At 41.6% G+C, this 17,430-nt stretch carries 10 protein-coding genes and 4 pseudogenes; 13 read left to right on the top strand and 1 reads right to left on the bottom strand.

What is annotated here, in order from left to right:
• Positions 1-6 precede the first annotated feature (6 nt).
• The 10 genes and pseudogenes from lpdA to QNH10_RS14835 all read left to right on the top strand — a co-directional run bounded on the left by lpdA (position 7) and on the right by QNH10_RS14835 (position 13,699).
• A complete protein-coding gene (gene lpdA / locus QNH10_RS14880; RefSeq protein ID WP_283732155.1) occupies positions 7-1,434 on the top strand; it encodes a dihydrolipoyl dehydrogenase in 1,428 nt (475 codons plus the stop codon).
• A 179-nt stretch (positions 1,435-1,613) separates the two neighbouring features.
• Positions 1,614-2,620, top strand: a pseudogene (locus tag QNH10_RS14875) (thiamine pyrophosphate-dependent dehydrogenase E1 component subunit alpha).
• Complete coding sequence (locus QNH10_RS14870) at positions 2,620-3,603, top strand: alpha-ketoacid dehydrogenase subunit beta (RefSeq protein WP_283732154.1); 984 nt, start codon at positions 2,620-2,622, stop codon at positions 3,601-3,603. Before QNH10_RS14875 ends, QNH10_RS14870 begins: the two are co-directional and overlap by 1 nt.
• Positions 3,604-3,623: 20 nt before the next feature.
• Complete coding sequence (locus QNH10_RS14865) at positions 3,624-4,874, top strand: dihydrolipoamide acetyltransferase family protein (RefSeq protein WP_430541069.1); 1,251 nt, start codon at positions 3,624-3,626, stop codon at positions 4,872-4,874.
• 254 nt (positions 4,875-5,128) lie between these two features.
• Complete coding sequence (locus QNH10_RS14860) at positions 5,129-6,835, top strand: methylmalonyl-CoA mutase family protein (protein WP_283732153.1); 1,707 nt, start codon at positions 5,129-5,131, stop codon at positions 6,833-6,835.
• A pseudogene (scpA, locus tag QNH10_RS14855) lies at positions 6,813-8,965 on the top strand (methylmalonyl-CoA mutase). Before QNH10_RS14860 ends, scpA begins: the two are co-directional and overlap by 23 nt.
• A gap of 41 nt (positions 8,966-9,006) precedes the next feature.
• Positions 9,007-10,047 (top strand): annotated as a pseudogene (meaB, locus tag QNH10_RS14850) (methylmalonyl Co-A mutase-associated GTPase MeaB).
• Between the two features lie 228 nt (positions 10,048-10,275).
• Positions 10,276-10,716: a BrxA/BrxB family bacilliredoxin gene (locus QNH10_RS14845; protein WP_283732152.1), complete on the top strand. Its 441-nt coding sequence runs from the start codon at positions 10,276-10,278 to the stop codon at positions 10,714-10,716.
• Between the two features lie 626 nt (positions 10,717-11,342).
• Positions 11,343-12,773: a serine hydrolase domain-containing protein gene (locus tag QNH10_RS14840; protein ID WP_283732151.1), complete on the top strand. Its 1,431-nt coding sequence runs from the start codon at positions 11,343-11,345 to the stop codon at positions 12,771-12,773.
• A gap of 110 nt (positions 12,774-12,883) precedes the next feature.
• Positions 12,884-13,699, top strand: coding sequence for a hypothetical protein (locus QNH10_RS14835; protein WP_283732149.1), 816 nt, complete (start codon positions 12,884-12,886; stop codon positions 13,697-13,699).
• 409 nt (positions 13,700-14,108) lie between these two features.
• Here QNH10_RS14835 and QNH10_RS20740 read toward each other — a convergent pair whose 3' ends face one another.
• Entirely contained in the window at positions 14,109-14,165 is a 57-nt protein-coding gene (locus tag QNH10_RS20740) for a hypothetical protein (RefSeq protein ID WP_347178065.1), read from the bottom strand.
• Positions 14,166-14,319: 154 nt separating this feature from the next.
• Between QNH10_RS20740 and mce the strand changes: the two genes are divergently transcribed.
• The 3 genes and pseudogenes from mce (at position 14,320) to QNH10_RS14815 (ending at position 17,429) form a co-directional block, all read left to right on the top strand.
• Positions 14,320-14,739: a methylmalonyl-CoA epimerase gene (mce, locus tag QNH10_RS14825; RefSeq protein ID WP_283732147.1), complete on the top strand. Its 420-nt coding sequence runs from the start codon at positions 14,320-14,322 to the stop codon at positions 14,737-14,739.
• Positions 14,726-16,274 (top strand): annotated as a pseudogene (locus tag QNH10_RS14820) (acyl-CoA carboxylase subunit beta). Before mce ends, QNH10_RS14820 begins: the two are co-directional and overlap by 14 nt.
• A 27-nt stretch (positions 16,275-16,301) precedes the next feature.
• A complete protein-coding gene (locus QNH10_RS14815) occupies positions 16,302-17,429 on the top strand; it encodes a M20/M25/M40 family metallo-hydrolase (protein ID WP_283732146.1) in 1,128 nt (375 codons plus the stop codon).
• Position 17,430 lies beyond the last annotated feature (1 nt).

The following is a 17,430-nucleotide window of genomic DNA, read 5'->3' as shown; positions in this document are numbered from 1 at the left end:
AAACAGATGGCAGTCGAATATGATGTAGTTATTTTAGGCGGCGGAACAGGCGGGTATGTAGCAGCTATTCGTGCAGCACAATTAGGGCTTAAAACAGCTTTAGTTGAAAAGGAGCTACTTGGCGGAACTTGCTTGCATAAAGGATGCATTCCAAGCAAGGCTTTGCTGAAAAGCGCTGAAGTCTACAAAATTGCTAAAACGGATGCTGCGCATTTCGGTGTCGAAACAGCCGGTGCCACGCTAAACTTTACCCGTGTCCAAGCAAGGAAAGAAGAAATCGTCCAACAGCTTCATAAAGGTGTTACTGCCTTGATGAAGAAAGGCAAAATAGATGTCTATGAAGGATTTGGCAGAATGTTAGGCCCATCCATCTTCTCTCCAATGCCGGGCACCATTTCTGTTGAAATGAATAATGGTGAAGAAAATGAAATGCTCATCTTAAAAAACCTTATTTTAGCTACCGGATCAAGACCCCGCACTTTACCGGGACTAGAACTGGATGAAATCCAAGTTCTTTCTTCAGATGGTGCGTTGAAAATGACTAAATTACCGAAGTCGATGTTAATCGTCGGCGGTGGAGTAATCGGAATCGAATGGGCTTCCATGTTATGTGATTTTGGAGTGGAAGTTACAGTAATTGAATACGCTGACAGAATCATCCCAACTGAAGACGAAGATATATCAAAAGAAATGAAAAAACTTCTTTCGAAAAGAGGAGTCACTTTCATCACAGGTGCAAAAGTATTGCCTGAAACGCTTTCAAAATCAGAAGAAGCAGTTACCATTTCAGCTGAAATTGCTGGTGAAACGAAAGAGTTTACTGCGGAGAAATTGCTTGTATCCGTAGGAAGGCAGGCCAATACTGAAGGAATCGGCATCGACAACACCGAAATCCAGTTAGAAAAAGGCTACATACAGACTAAATCGACGTTCCAAACGAAAGAAAGCCATATCTACGCAATCGGCGACGCAATCGGCGGACTTCAATTGGCACATGTTGCCTCACATGAAGGGATAGCTGCTGTTGAACATATTGCTGGACTTTCAACGGAACCGATTAATTATACAAACATTTCCCGATGCATCTATTCAAGCCCTGAAGCTGCAAGTGTCGGGTTGACTGAAGCACAAGCGAAAGAGCAAGGATACAATATAAAAGTAGGTAAATTCCAATTTGCAGCAATCGGCAAAGCACTCGTCAATGGTAACGCAGATGGATTTGTAAAAATTATCGCCGACAAAGATACAAACGACCTATTAGGCATCCATATGATCGGAGCTCATGTTACAGATTTAATATCCGAAGCTGGCCTTGCGATGGTTCTTGACGCCACTCCATGGGAAGTAGCATCTACAATCCACCCACACCCATCCCTTTCCGAAGTAATGGGCGAAGCAGCACTTGCAGTAGACGGAAAAGCTATTCATATGTAATTTTCAATATATCATATCAGATTATATTTATTTCTTGTGATTTCTGTTGCTTGTAGTGGAAGGCGGCGACTCCTGCGGGAATAGCATGAGCTGAAGCCATGCCCGCGGAAAGCGTCCGCCTGGAACGGAAAGCAACAGTTTTATTAATATGACAACCGAAACGAAGGGGGATTCATACAATGGCGAAATTGCGTCATGAAGAATTAGGATTGACGAACGAAAATGTTCTAGAAATCTACGAAACAATGGTAATGGCTAGACGTTTGGACGAACGCATGTGGCTATTAAACCGTGCCGGAAAAATTCCATTCGTCATCTCCTGCCAAGGGCAAGAAGCCGCTCAAGCCGGAGCAGCATACGCACTTGACAAAAACAAAGACTGGATTGCACCATATTACCGCGACATGGGAGTCGTCCTCCACTTCGGAATGACACCAAAAGAACTAATGCTCTCAGCATTCGCAAAAGCAGAAGATCCGAACTCTGGAGGCCGTCAAATGCCTGGTCACTTCGGACAACGAAAAAACCGTATCCTAACAGGATCTTCCCCTGTTACAACACAACTTCCGCACGCTGTCGGAGTTGCACTTGCGGCTAAAATGAAAAAGAAGACTTCATCACATTTGTCACATTAGGTGAAGGTTCATCCAACCAAGGGGACTTCCACGAAGGGATGAACTTTGCAGGAGTCCATAAATTACCGACTGTAGTAATGGTCGAAAACAATAAATATGCAATTTCAGTGCCTCTTGAAAAACAATTGGCTTGTGAAAACGTTTCGGACCGTGCAGTTGGATACGGCATGCCCGGCGTAACAGTTGATGGTACAGATCCACTCGAAGTCTACCGTGTAGTAAAGGAAGCTGCTGACCGTGCTCGTAGCGGAGAAGGACCAAGCCTTGTTGAAGCAATTTGTTACCGCTTGACTGCTCACTCTTCAGACGATGACCATCGTCTATACCGAGATGCAGAAGAGCTTGAAGCTGAACGAAAAAATGATCCAATCCCTAAATTTGCAGCTTACTTGAAAGAAGCCGGTGTCATGGATGACACGCTTGAGAAAGATATTGACGAACGCATCAAGAGAATCGTCAATGAAGCGACTGACTATGCGGAGAAGGCTCCTTACGCTGAACCGGAATATGCACTTCGCCATGTCTATAAAGAGGAAGGGGGAGACCAATAATGGCTGTACTTTCATATATTGATGCAATTACACTTGCGATGAAGGAAGAAATGGAACGGGATGAAAATGTATTCGTTCTTGGAGAGGACGTTGGTAGAAAGGGTGGCGTATTTAAAGCGACAACTGGCCTTTATGACCAATTTGGTGAATACCGTGCACTCGACACGCCACTCGCAGAATCTGCGATTGCCGGTGTTGGAATTGGAGCTGCAATGTACGGAATGCGTCCAATTGCCGAAATGCAATTCGCGGATTTCATAATGCCTGCGGTGAACCAGATTGTTTCTGAAGCAGCGAAAATCCGTTACCGTTCAAACAATGATTGGTCTTGTCCGATTGTTATCCGCGCTCCATTTGGTGGTGGAATTCATGGTGCGTTATACCATTCCCAATCAGTCGAGTCCATGTTCGCAAGTACACCAGGATTGAAAATCGTTATTCCTTCTACTCCTTACGATGCAAAAGGTCTCTTGAAGGCGGCTATCAGAGATGATGATCCGGTACTTTTCTTTGAGCATAAGCGTGCATACCGTTTGATAAAAGGCGAAGTTCCTGAAGAGGAATACGTTTTGCCGATAGGTAAGGCCGATGTGAAGCGTGAAGGTGATGATATTACGATCATCACATACGGACTATGTGTACATTTTGCACTACAAGCAGCTGAAAGGCTTGCTGAAGATGGAATATCTGCACATATCTTAGACTTGCGTACAATTTATCCACTCGATAAAGAAGCAATCATTGAAGCTGCTTCAAAAACGGGTAAGGTATTGTTAGTGACGGAAGACAACCTGGAAGGTAGCGTAATGAGTGAAGTTTCTGCGATAATCGCAGAGAACTGCCTCTTTGACCTTGATGCACCTATCAAACGTCTTGCGGGACCTGATATTCCTGCTATGCCATATGCTCCAACAATGGAAAAGTTCTTCATGGTCAACCCGGATAAAGTTGAAAAAGCAGCGCGTGAATTAGCAGAATTTTAATCGGAAAGGAGGATTTCGAAGTGGCAATTGAAAAAATCGAAATGCCTAAACTTGGCGAAAGCGTTACAGAAGGAACGATTGAAAAGTGGCTTGTTAAACCCGGCGACACGGTTAATAAATACGATCCATTGGCAGAAGTGAATACGGATAAAGTTACTGCGGAAATCCCTTCATCTTTCGCTGGTGTAATTAAAGAAATTACCGTGCAAGAGGGCGAAACGGTGGAAGTGGGAGTCGTCGTCTGTACGATTGAAACGGAAGGCGGAGCGGAAGGGAATGCTGAACAGGTTAGTCAACCTGCAGCAGTGCCTGCAAAAGAGGAACCTGCGAACGAAATGCCAGCTGCTGGATCTCAAAAACCGGCCTCGCCTCTTAAACGCGGAGCAGGAGCAGCCCGCTTTTCACCAGCAGTTATGAGAATGGCGCAAGAAAACAATATCGACCTTTCGCTCGTTGAAGGATCCGGAAAAGAAGGGCGCATAACGCGTAAAGACCTTCAAGCGATTATCGACAGTGGCGAAATTCCAACAGCGGCTGCACAGAAAGTTGAACCGGTTGCTGAAGTTGTTCAGGCGGCACCCTCCCAAGAGGCGCGTCCAGTTAACAAACCTGCTGCCCCTGAGGCAATTCCTACTGCTGCTGGTGATATCGAAATTCCAATCACTGGTGTGCGCCGAGCAATTGCGACTAACATGCTCCGTTCTAAGCATGAAGCACCTCATGCGTGGACTATGATTGAAGTCGATGTGACGAATCTTGTCCAATACCGTGATTCATTGAAAAATGATTTCAAACAAAAGGAAGGCTTCAATCTGACATACTTCGCTTTCTTCGTGAAGGCTGTATCACAGGCATTGAAAGAATTCCCTATGATGAATTCCATGTGGGCCGGGGACAAAATCATCCAAAAGAAAGACATCAATATTTCCATCGCAGTAGCAACGGAAGATGCTTTGTTTGTACCTGTCATCAAACATGCAGATGAAAAAACAATTAAAGGAATCGGAAGGGAAATCAATGAATTGGCTTCAAAAGTCCGTTCAGGAAAACTCAAATCCGACGAAATGCAAGGCGGTACATTCACTGTAAACAACACAGGATCTTTCGGATCTATCCAATCGATGGGTATTATCAATTATCCGCAAGCTGCCATCCTACAGGTCGAATCCATCGTGAAACGTCCTGTCGTCATGAATGGTGGCATGATCGCTGTAAGAGATATGGTAAACCTTTGCCTATCACTTGATCACCGTGTATTGGACGGACTGTAGCGGGACGTTTCCTTGCACGCGTTAAAGAAATACTCGAAAATATAACAGCAGATAACACATCTGTCTATTGATGAAATTTCAGCTGTCTCTCTTTTAGGGGGACAGCTTTTTTGTGTATGAAGAGAGTAAATTTGCCATTCTGACTTTCAAAGAAATTGCATGTCAGGTACACTATAAATAGGCTTTAAAGAATTATAAAATAATTTCTACATAGTTTTCACGACTCCTCATGAATAACGAAAGGAGCAATTCCATTGACAGTTGAAAATATGAAAAAAACAACATTTAATAAAGCGGACTTTAAGCAGTGGAAAGAGATTGCTATACAATCACTTAAAGGAAAGCCATATGAAAGTCTAATTGCAAAAACATGGGAGGGCATTAACCTCCAGCCCCTTTATTTCGAAAAAACAGATTATAAAAAAACAAACAATGAAAACACGACAACCATTCAGTCAATGAAAGAAAACCGAGGTTGGACAATTGCACAACAAACCATTGCTGATCATGCATCTTCTTTTATTGCCGAACTGAAAAATTCACTTGATAGAGGAAATGAATCAATCGTTTACGATGGCTCGTTTTCATTTGACTGGGAAGAGGATGAATTACTGCAGTTAGCCTCATTGCTGTCGGAATATCCCGTGTTTTTTATGAACATTAAGAATGATGATCCTATTTTAAGAGCTTTTGATTTTGTTCATCATGAAATTAGGGAAAACGTGAAGGGGGTCGTTCAGTCGGAAGATTGGATAATTTCTGTCGGTTATAAAAATTTAAGGACAATCGGTGCGGATCTTTGGAAAGTACATCATGATGGTGCCGATGCTGTTTTAGAACTTGCCATCGCCCTTTCTGAAGCTGCCCGAATTGCTGAAGGGACAGAATCATTCCAATCGTTTGCGGATAATTTCTTCGTCCGGTTTGCAATTGACACGCATTTTTTCATGGAAATTGCTAAACTACGAGCATTCCGGATTCTATGGAAAGCTTTTTCAAAAGCATATGAAATTGACGATGCACCATATATACCAATAATGGCTGTAACTTCAGTACGATCCTACTCAAAACTGGATCCCTATGTAAATTTGCTGCGTGCAGGAAATGAAACATTTGCAGCAATTTTGGGCGGCTCTGACTTTATAACAGTTCATCCTCATGATTGTTTGACTGGGCCAAATGCAAGTTCGATACGATATGCAAGGAATATTCAACTTGTTTTAAAGGAAGAAACTCATGTAGAAAAAGTGCTTGACCCTGCTGGCGGTTCATACTTCATCGAGGAATTAACTGATGAACTTGTCGAAAAGGCTTGGGATTTATTTTTGGAAATCGAAAATAAGGGTGGACTTGACGTCTTTCTTCAAGGTGGCGAATTGAAGGAACTCTTGTCAAAACGTCAAACAGAAGTGAATACTGGCAAAAGATCACTTACCGGCACAAATGTATATGCCGAACTTGGAACTACAAATTTTGATGATTGGGATGGGTTCAAGCAACTGAATAGGCTAGCGAAACCATTCGAGGATTTTCGGAAATTAGCGAGTGAAAACCAGCCTAAAACAGTGTTAGTTACATTCGGCGAGTTAAAAAACTTCAAGCCTCGTGCAGATTTCGTTACAGGATTCTTGGCTTCAGGCGGTATAAAAAGTGAATGGAGTCCTTCATTCCAAACAGCCGAACAAGCTATTGAATGGTTGAATACAGCGAAACCTGACTACGCAATTATTTGTGCTACGGATGAGGAACTGTCTAATATCGTTGAATCAATCCTTGAAAAAATGCCTGAAGGTCTACTATTGGATGTCGCAGGTAAAGTCGATAAGGAAACTGAACGAAAATGGTGTGCGAAAGGGTTGAACGGCACAATTTTCAGTGGTCAAAACAAAATTGAAAAACTCCATACCATTTTTGATTCATGGCAAGGGGGGGCTACAAATGATGAAACCAGATTTCAATAAAGTTGATATCAACGCGCTGAAAATCACAAATCATTCCGTAAGTAATGAAAAGCCGTTCCTTACGAATGAAGGAATTGAAATTAAAAAAAGCTATTCAATTGAGGATGTTGCGGGAATTTCGCATTTGGATGATCTACCGGGCATCGCACCGAATACGCGTGGGCCTTATCCAACAATGTATGTAGCTCGTCCATGGACTGTTAGGCAGTATGCAGGATTCTCAACTGCAGAAGAGAGTAATGCCTTTTATCGACGGAACTTGGCGATGGGGCAAAAAGGATTATCTGTCGCCTTTGACCTCGCGACACACCGTGGCTATGACTCCGATCATCCACGTGTAACAGGCGATGTTGGAAAGGCCGGTGTCGCAATCGATTCGGTCGAAGATATGAAAATCCTTTTTGACGGGATTCCACTCGATCAAATGTCGGTATCAATGACAATGAATGGTGCGGTTCTTCCAATCATGGCTTTTTATATCGTTGCTGCTGAGGAGCAAGGTGTTTCGCCATCAAAACTCTCTGGGACGATTCAAAATGATATTTTGAAAGAATATATGGTTCGCAATACGTATATTTTCCCGCCTGAAATGTCGATGCGGATTATTGCGGATATTTTTGAGTATACATCAAAGAATATGCCGAAATTCAATTCCATTTCAATCTCTGGCTACCATATGCAAGAAGCCGGGGCAACAGCGGATATCGAGCTTGCTTATACATTGGCGGATGGGTTGGAATATGTCCGGACTGGACTTAAAGCAGGCATTGATATCGATTCATTCGCCCACGCCTATCTTTCTTCTGGGCAATTGGCATGAATTACTTCATGGAAATCGCCAAGATGCGCGCAGCTCGAAAAATTTGGGCACAAATGATGCAATCATTCAATCCATCAAACCCGAAATCACTCGCCTTACGAACTCATTCCCAAACCTCGGGATGGAGTTTGACAGAGCAGGATCCGTTTAATAACGTAACCCGAACATTGATTGAGGCAAATGCTGCAGCAATGGGCCATACGCAGTCATTACACACAAATGCACTTGACGAAGCGATTGCACTACCGACTGATTTCTCAGCAAGAATAGCGCGTAATACGCAATTATTCCTTCAGGAAGAAACATATATGACGAAAACGATTGACCCATGGGGCGGCTCATATTATGTCGAAAAGCTAACCGCTGAACTAACGGAAAAGGCTTGGGCTTTAATCGAAGAAATCGAAGAATTGGGCGGTATGGCGAAGGCAATCGAAACTGGTTTGCCGAAAATGAAAATCGAGGAAGCAGCTGCAAAACGTCAAGCGAAAATTGACTCGCGTGCAGAAACAATTGTCGGGGTGAATAAATACCGACTTGAAAAAGAAGAGCCGATTGATATTTTGGATATCGACAATTCGCTTGTTCGCCAAAAACAAATCGATCGTATTCATGAAGTGAAAAAGAATCGCAATGAAAATGCAGTCGAAAAAGCGTTGGAAGCACTTACTCATGCCGCACAGGACGGAGAAGGTAATCTTCTTTCGTTATCGGTGGAAGCAGCAAGGGCAAGGGCAACGATAGGGGAAATCTCGGATGCAATCGAGAAAGTGTCGGGCAGACATAAGGCGGTGATTCGTTCGGTGAGTGGCGTATACAGCTCGAACTTCACGAATGCTGAAGAAATCGAAGAAGTGAAAAGAATGTCTGAAGAGTTTTTAGAAAATGAAGGCCGTCGACCGCGGATTCTTATTGCAAAAATGGGACAAGACGGACATGACCGTGGCGCGAAAGTAATTGCCTCATCATTTGCCGACCTCGGATTCGACGTGGATATCGGTCCTTTATTTCAAACTCCGGAAGAGACTGCGTTGCAGGCTGCTGAAAATGATGTGCATGTCATCGGAGTAAGTTCACTTGCGGCAGGACATAAAACACTTGTGCCTACATTGCATAACGAACTGAAGAAAATCGGCCGTGAAGACATCCTGATTGTCGTTGGCGGGGTCATTCCTGCCCAGGACTATGACTTCCTAAGAAGTAATGGCGCGACGGCAATATTCGGTCCTGGAACGGTCATCCCTGTAGCGGCACAGAAAGTGATAGAAGATATTTACAAAGCGCTCGGTTATGAGGAAGTGACAGAGTGAATAAAAAGAATCGTTTACAGGACGACAGCGCATTGCATGTAATGAACGGCATTGAGTCCTCGCATGATGGCATGGTTGCCCCAACTCGCAAACGATTTGTTAAAAAAGAAAGAGCAATTGAGATCGAGGATCTTTACGCAGAAATCTGTAACGGGTAAAGACTTCATTTATCCAAAGCAATCACTCTATTGGAAAGCATAAATGTAACGGATAAGAAGGCGGGTCAAGATCTATTGAAAAAACTGCTTCCTCAGACAGGAAACAGTATTCGAATCGGCATAACGGGAGTACCGGGGGCTGGGAAAAGCACATTCATCGAAGCGTTCGGCCTTCAGTTGGCTGAGCGTGGGTCTAAGGTGGCTGTGCTCGCTATTGACCCAAGCTCAACTGTGACAGGCGGAAGCATATTAGGCGATAAAACAAGAATGGAGACGCTCGCGAGGCATAAGAACGCCTTCATCCGGCCGTCCCCCTCTTCCGGAACACTTGGCGGAGTCCACAGAAAGACACGGGAAACAATGCTCTTATGTGAAGCAGCGGGATACGACATCATCCTCATCGAAACAGTCGGTGTTGGCCAAAGTGAAACCGTCGTAAGGGGAATGGTCGACTTCTTCATGCTTCTTGTTTTAACTGGTGCCGGAGACGAATTACAAGGTATGAAAAAAGGGATAATGGAACTCGCAGACGCCATCATCGTCCATAAAGCGGATGGCGATAACTTGAAGCTTGCTAAAAAGACAGTAAGAGAATACAGTCAATTGCTTCATTTCCTCCAACCCGCAACATTAGGATGGACAACCATCGCCATGCCTGTTTCATCGCTACAAAAAACAGGACTCGACAAAGTCTGGGAAACCATCACCAACTTTCAAGATCAAATGATAGTAAGCGGGGTATGGAACGAACGCAGACAATCCCAAACAAAAGACTGGTTCCACTCCATGATCCGCGACCGACTAATCGACAACTTCTTCTCCGAAAAAGGGAAGAGAGAACTTGTAACTGATCTGGAAGGCCAGTTGTTGTCAGGCGATATCACAGTCGCAAACGCAGTAGACAGGATTTTCTCTAATGAATAACACTATTAGGATTGTAGCGGAAGGTGGCGACTCCAGCAACCCCTGCCTTAATTTCTGCAAAAGGAGCGCAGAAATACGGCAAATCGAACTCTTCGTAGTTCGATTGGAAAGCGTCCACCCGAAGCGAAAATCCGTTTTTTAGAAATTATTCATTTCCAATCTATCTTTTTTGCAACTAAATGTACCACCTGCTATGATAAACTCATACAAAGAAAGGGGACGACTAAAATGACAATGGACTTTAATTTTTATATGGATGACATCACAAAAACAGCACGCAACGAAATGGAAACAAGCGGCTACGAACAACTAACAACACCTGAAGAAGTAGACGCGGCATTCAAACGTTCCGGAACTACTCTAGTAATGGTTAACTCCGTATGTGGTTGTGCAGGAGGCATCGCACGTCCAGCAGCAGCACACGCCGTCCATTACGACAAACGCCCTGATCACCTTGTCACAGTTTTTGCAGGACAAGATAAAGAAGCAACTGCATACGCGCGTATGATTTTCGGCGAAGACCACCTTCCTTCATCGCCATCCTTCGCACTATTAAAAGATGGCAAACTTGTAGCAGAAGTAGGGCGCTATGAAATAGAAGGACATGACCCAATGTCGGTTGTAACAAACCTACAAGGTTATTTCGAAGAATATTGCGAAGAAGTATAATAAAGAAACAGTCCTATGCAGGTGAGGGCACTGAAAAATTCCTCTAAGGCAGATTATCGCGAGAATGGAAACGACTTGTCGTTTTCCATTCTCGCTTTTTTCATCTTGGAAGCCATGGGAACAAGGGGGATGTACTAAAATAGATTAGAAGATGGCGGCGTATACAGCAAGCTGGTCATTTAACGGGCTAAGATTATCGATGTTGTTCATTGTTGCGCGCATTTCCATGTAAGGGAATGCGCCCAGTATCACAATCGGGCCAGATTGGTGGTAGAATAGTATATAAAAAATTATTGGTTCATTTAAAGTTGTTTGGGATTAATCATAGTGAACCGTATCACAAATAGTGGTAAAACAGAGGAGAGAAATAGTCATAAGTAAGAATATTTTAGGAAATTTATAAGTGGACTCACTAATAAACAATGTTATAATTTAGGTAAAATTCATGAGAAACAGACTCCATAAAATCTTTAGGGGTCTGTTTTTTATAAATGAAATGAGGGGGAATCTAAGATAAGACTCAAACATTTAGACTATTACTGTGTGCTTCAATTTTTGTAGTCTTCTTTTTAGCCTATTCTACTGAGGCTTCCGCAACTATTGATAATTTAGAAGAAAAAATTAAAATGATTGACGAAGAAATTGAATATAACATGAGGACACATAATATTCCGAGTATGGCATTTTCATTAGTGGACAGGAATGGTGTTGTATATTCTAAAGGCTACGGCACTTTAAATGTAGGAGATAAATCTGAACTAATAAACGAAAGCACTAATTTTCATTTAGGTTCAGTATCGAAAGTATTCGTTTCACTTGGTATCCTAAAACTCCAAGAGGAAGGTTACATAGATATTGAACAGCCTGTGGTTGATTATCTTCCTTGGTTTTCTACAAAAGATACTTTGCTTTCTAATGAAATCAAAATTGAGCATTTACTAAACCACTCCAGTGGATTACCTGGTAGGTTAAATGTACATGAGATTAGTAGTTTAGAAAGCAGAGAAATTATAAATAAAATTAAACACAAACTAAAGAATGTTACGTTAGTGGGAAAACCGGGGACTGTTAATGAATACACCAATATGAATACGGACTTACTACAGTTAGTAATAGAAGAGGTAACAGGCAAATCATTCATACAATATATGGAAGAAAACCTCTTTACTCCGCTTCAAATGAACCGGACAGGATATTTCATTTTTGATGATAGTCAATTGTCGAATACCGCAATGGGTCATCGATATCACTGGGGAAAGATAAAGCCTTTTAAAGAAGAATTAGTGTATGCAACATCCGCATCTGCTGGGCTATCATCAAATGTTGATGACTTATCAAAGTTTTTATGTTTACTATTAAACGATGGGCAAGGGGCACAAGGCAAATTACTGGATCGTAGTAGCATAGATCAAATGTTCAAACCCAATCAATACGGTGCAGGATACAACTGGAATGTGTACCCACATAATATTTCTATGGATGGTGGTTTACCAGGCTTTACGTCAACCATTGTACTTTCATCAGACAAAACCTTTGGACTTATCCTTTTAGCAAATTCTAAACAGGATATAACGTATCACTCTGGTTTTAACCTTTATAGAATAATAGATGGTGGAACACCCACGAAATTGTTGGAGAAGGACTTTCCAAAAATCCATTTACTTGTGCAGATAATCCTTTTTATTGTAATTATCTTTAGTATTTTAATCTTATATATAGTGGGATTAACTATTTTTCAACTATTTAAAGGTACGAAAGAGATTTCTTTTAGGAAGCCCAGTTTCAAGAAGATTAGGATCATTAGTTTCATTTTAATAATCTATTTAGGTATCATGTACTTCATATATATCCAAATGCCTTTTTACATTGGAGTACCAGCGTTACAGAATTTTAAAATGGAACCCGACACTGTGGGTTTGTTGTACATCATATCGGTAGTATGGTCGATTTTCACTATCCTGTTATGTGGAAAAATAATATTCATCCAAAAGACATGGCAATCAAGCGCTGGTCAATTAACTTCACCATTAAGAAAAAGTGAACCGTATCACAAGTAATAAGATAAAATGGGTCATCTTTGATAAAGTATTAATAGAGTACTCTACAATAAGGAAAATAAGAGAGATATAATGTATTTACTTAGGGAGGGTGGAGAGGGTGTTATTAAATGAGAGTGCGTGTTTATGATAAAGAAAAGGATACTTATTTTAAATCTGAAGTTTATGCAATAATTAACACTGGATACTATGAAAAGTTATTAGTGTTGACTCCTGAAGATATGGGGAATTGCTTAATGTTTTATGATTATTTGGATAAAACGCACAATGAACTTTCCGCACTTATTAATTCAATCAATTTAGCAAGACCAAGTGACTGGATTTATCTAAAATCACAATCTGTAGATGAGCAACTAGATAGATATAAGGGATTATTAAAATCAAATATCAAATTTTTTGATTATATTGGTTTTCCATGGTTGTGGAATAATACTGATTCCTTAATTAAGTTATTAAATGGCGAAGCAATTCCTCTAAGAGGTAGTATTTTTGAAAAAAATTTATATAGTGATATAAACCATACAGAATGGCATTTTATCGAGACGCAAGATGATGTGAATATGCTTATGAAACAGACGTGCTTTTTTCATGATTCTATTATTAATGAAATCAACTATGTTAGTGGGGGTTTTGTTGATTCCGATAAAATTATGAATTTAACTAATTTAAGAAAAGTAACGGTTAAAGTAGATAGCCAACAGTGTAGTAGTATTGAAATGATTTTTGAAGGAGTCACGGCTCTGAATCTAAGACCACCTTTAGATAATTACTCTGGTGATATTTATGAAGCATCAGTAATTGTAAAAGATGCTTCAGTTTTCTTTTGCGATGGCCAGTCGGAACAGATTGATACTAATTATAATGGGACATGGATTTATGCATATAGCTTGAAATGGCGTTTTTTTGATAGTGAAAATACTAATTAAATACAGATGAATTTAAGCCTGATAAATTACAAGATTTCGCAGTAAAACATTGATGTTAAATAAATTAAAAACCTCATTTGGAAATAATCTGAGGAATCTTATCATAAATCATGTTAATAAACAATAGAGCGCTTTTCCCCGCATAAGGGTGTGCTGTTTTAGGATTAGAATAAATAAGCAGATTCTTAGTTGATTGGAGTGGAAGCCGGCGACTCCGGGAGGATCAGCGGGACAGGTGAAACAACCAACGGAAGCGAAGCGAACGGGTTGGTTCACCGCACGCCCTCCGGAAAGCGTCCGGCTGGAATGCAAATCAACGGTTATTAAAGCAATTCCAGATAAGGGCGCGTTTTCGGATTAAAGGTTAGGACAAAAAAATGCACAGGCATTATAACCTGGGCATTTTTTTTTAAAGAAACATGCTTAATCCGAATAAAATACCTAAAGCAACCATTGCCAGAACCATCATATATACAACGAACTTTTGTACTTTTTTATTACTCATTAGGCAATCTCCTCACGATTCGATATACATACATTTTAACAGAAATACAGAATTTCTCAAGGTGTAGCGGAATTATTCACAAAACGTTACAATGAAATAGGGAGGGGGATGCGAGATGAAAAAAGTAGATCATATCGGTATAGCTGTCAGAGATATAACGAATGCGCTTCCACATTACATAGATACGTTGGGGCTTACTTTGCTTGGAATTGAAGAGGTAGAAAATCAGAAAGTGAAAGTGGCATTCATAGATGCTGGCAACGTCAAGCTTGAATTGTTAGAGCCTATTGGTGAAGAAGGCGCAATTGCTAAGTTCATCGAAAAGCGTGGAGAGGGAATCCATCATATTGCTTTCGGTGTAACGGATATTAGAAAACGAATGCTTGAATTGAAGGAAAAAGGTGTTCACCTACTTCAGGAGGAGCCGAATGTTGGTGCAGGAGGTGCCGACGTAGCCTTCCTACATCCGAAATCTTCCTTCGGCGTGCTTTATGAATTATGTGACAAAGGGGACAAGCCAAATGGACATTTATGATAAAATCAATGAATTATATGATAAGAAAAGAGAAATAGAGTTAGGCGGCGGTGACGAGCGAATTGCAAAACAGCATGAAAAGGGAAAATTGACAGCTCGGGAACGCATCAATCTGTTGTTAGATGAAGGGTCTTTTGTTGAATTGAATCCATTTGTCGTCCATCGAACACGCGATTTTGGCATGGATAAACAGACGGGTCCTGGTGACGGGGTAGTTACCGGTTACGGAAAAATCGACGGACGACCAGTCTACCTGTTTTCTCAAGACTTCACTGTGTTTGGTGGAGCACTTGGTGAAATGCATGCCATGAAAATTGCGAACGTCATGGATCTTGCTGCGAAAAACGGAGCACCATTCATCGGATTGAATGATTCGGGCGGAGCGCGTATTCAGGAAGGCGTCGTTTCATTGGATGGATATGGTGAGATTTTTTACCGGAATGCTATCTATTCGGGCGTCATCCCACAAATTTCGGTCATCTTAGGCCCATGCGCGGGCGGAGCTGTTTATTCACCAGCCATCACTGATTTTGTTCTTATGACAGATGAAACGAGCCAAATGTTTATCACAGGGCCTAAAGTGATAGAGACTGTAACAGGTGAAAAAATTTCTTCAGAAGACTTAGGTGGGTCAAAAGTACATAATTCAATTAGTGGAAATGCTCATTTCCGTGGGAAGGATGAAAAGACGGTTTTAGAGCAAGTTCGTCATCTGCTTTCCTATCTTCCACAAAATAATAACGAAAAAACACCGGAGTTGAAGGCGGATTCGAATGACGATTATCGAAATGATTTGGCAGACGTTGTGCCATTTGAAACGATTCGCCCTTATGACATTCGAAAAGTTATTGAGCAGGTTGTCGATGAAGGATCATTCCTTGAAGTACAGGCGGAGTTCGCGAAAAATGCAGTTGTTGGATTTGCGAGGATGAATGGTGAATCGGTCGGCTTGATTTGTAATCAGCCTAAAGTGATGGCAGGGGGGTTAGATATCAATCTCTTCCGATAAAATTGCCCGGTTCATCCGGACTTGTGATTCATTCAATATCCCGTTAATCACATTTGAAGATGTGACTGGATTCTTCCCAGGTGTCAAACAGGAGCACGGGGGCATTATTCGTCATGGAGCTAAAATCCTTTATGCCTATTCTGAAGCTACCGTTCCTAAGATTACGGTCATCCTTCGCAAAGCATTTGGTGGAGCATATGTAGCATTGAATTCAAAAGCAATTGGCGCAGATGTCGTCTATGCTTGGCCGAACGCTGAAATTGCAGTGATGGGGGCGGAAGGTGCAGCTAACATTATTTTCGCACGTGAAATCATGAACAGTGAGAATCCGGAAGGTACAAGGGCTGAAAAGATTGAGGAATATCGAACGAAATTCTCGAATCCATATGTGGCAGCCTCGCACGGAATGGTCGACGATGTTATCGACCCAAGAGAAACTCGCATTAAATTATTGCAGGCGCTTGAAATGATGAGAAATAAACAGGAAACCCGACCTCGTAAAAAGCATGGAAATATTCCATTATAATTAAGAATTTAGAAGGAGAGAAACAAAATGAATGAGCAAAGATTATTAGAAGAGTTTTTTGAACTTGTACAAATCGACTCAGAAACAAAACACGAAGAAGTTATCGTAACTGTATTAAAAGAGAAAATGGAGGCGCTTGGTTTCTCCGTTTTTGAAGACGATTCCAAAGAAATTACGGGCCACGGGGCTGGAAACCTAATTGCGACTTTAAAAGGTACTGTCGAAACCGCGGATCCGATTTATTTCACTTGTCATATGGATACGGTAGTGCCAGGGAAGGGCATTAAACCAGAGTTACGAGAAGATGGCTATATTTATTCTGATGGAACGACGATTTTAGGGGCAGATGATAAAGCAGGCCTTGCAGCTTTATTTGAAATGGTAAGAGTTTTGAAAGAAAGTGGCCAGCCACATGGTGATATCCAATTTATCATAACAGCAGGTGAAGAAAGTGGACTTGTTGGGGCAAAAGCAATGGACCCTTCACATTTAAAAGCAAAATATGGCTATGCTGTAGACAGCGACGGTAAAGTTGGAGGCATTGTAACAGCTGCACCTTACCAAGCTAAACTTCATACAACCATTTATGGAAAGACTGCACATGCAGGAGTAGCGCCTGAAAAGGGAATCTCAGCTATTAATATTGCTGCGAAATCGGTTGCCGCAATGACACTTGGCAGAATTGACTCCGAGACGACAGCAAATATTGGTCGATTCGAAGGTGGACAGGCTACCAATATTGTATGCGATGAAGTTCGAATTTTAGCGGAAGCGCGTTCTATCAATCCGGAAAAACTGGATAAACAAACTGCGCATATGGTTGAGACTTTCGAAAAGACTGCAGCTGCAATGGGAGGAAGAGCCGAAACGGAAGTGAAGTTGGCGTATCCTGGCTTTAGTTTTGGAGAAGAGGCAGAAGTCGTTCAGACGGCGATGGAGGCAATCCGTAATATTGGTAGGACTCCAGAATTGATGACAAGTGGAGGCGGAAGTGACGGTAACGTATTTAATGGTACAGGTGTCCCAACTGTCACTTTATCTGTCGGCTATGAAGAAATCCATACGAAGAATGAGCGCATGCCGGTAGCGGAATTGAATAAGCTTACAGAGTTATTGATTGAAATTGTTCGGATTGCAGCTACGAAAGAGGCTTGAC

It is taken from the genome of Sporosarcina thermotolerans (assembly GCF_030067815.1).
In the GTDB taxonomy this organism is placed as follows: Bacteria; Bacillota; Bacilli; order Bacillales_A; family Planococcaceae; genus Sporosarcina; species Sporosarcina thermotolerans.
The sequence above is the reverse complement of the archived record's forward strand: the minus strand, read 5'-3'. Positions and strand labels throughout refer to the sequence as shown.

Excerpts from the sequence above, each read along its gene's own strand:
- lpdA (WP_283732155.1), top strand. The coding sequence starts at position 7 with ATGGCAGTCGAATATGATGTAGTTATTTTAGGCGGCGGAACAGGCGGG.
- QNH10_RS14840 (WP_283732151.1), top strand. The coding sequence starts at position 11,343 with ATGATTGACGAAGAAATTGAATATAACATGAGGACACATAATATTCCG.
- mce (WP_283732147.1), top strand. The coding sequence starts at position 14,320 with ATGAAAAAAGTAGATCATATCGGTATAGCTGTCAGAGATATAACGAAT.
- QNH10_RS14835 (WP_283732149.1), top strand. The coding sequence starts at position 12,884 with ATGAGAGTGCGTGTTTATGATAAAGAAAAGGATACTTATTTTAAATCT.
- QNH10_RS14870 (WP_283732154.1), top strand. The coding sequence starts at position 2,620 with ATGGCTGTACTTTCATATATTGATGCAATTACACTTGCGATGAAGGAA.
- QNH10_RS14815 (WP_283732146.1), top strand. The coding sequence starts at position 16,302 with ATGAATGAGCAAAGATTATTAGAAGAGTTTTTTGAACTTGTACAAATC.
- QNH10_RS14845 (WP_283732152.1), top strand. The coding sequence starts at position 10,276 with ATGACAATGGACTTTAATTTTTATATGGATGACATCACAAAAACAGCA.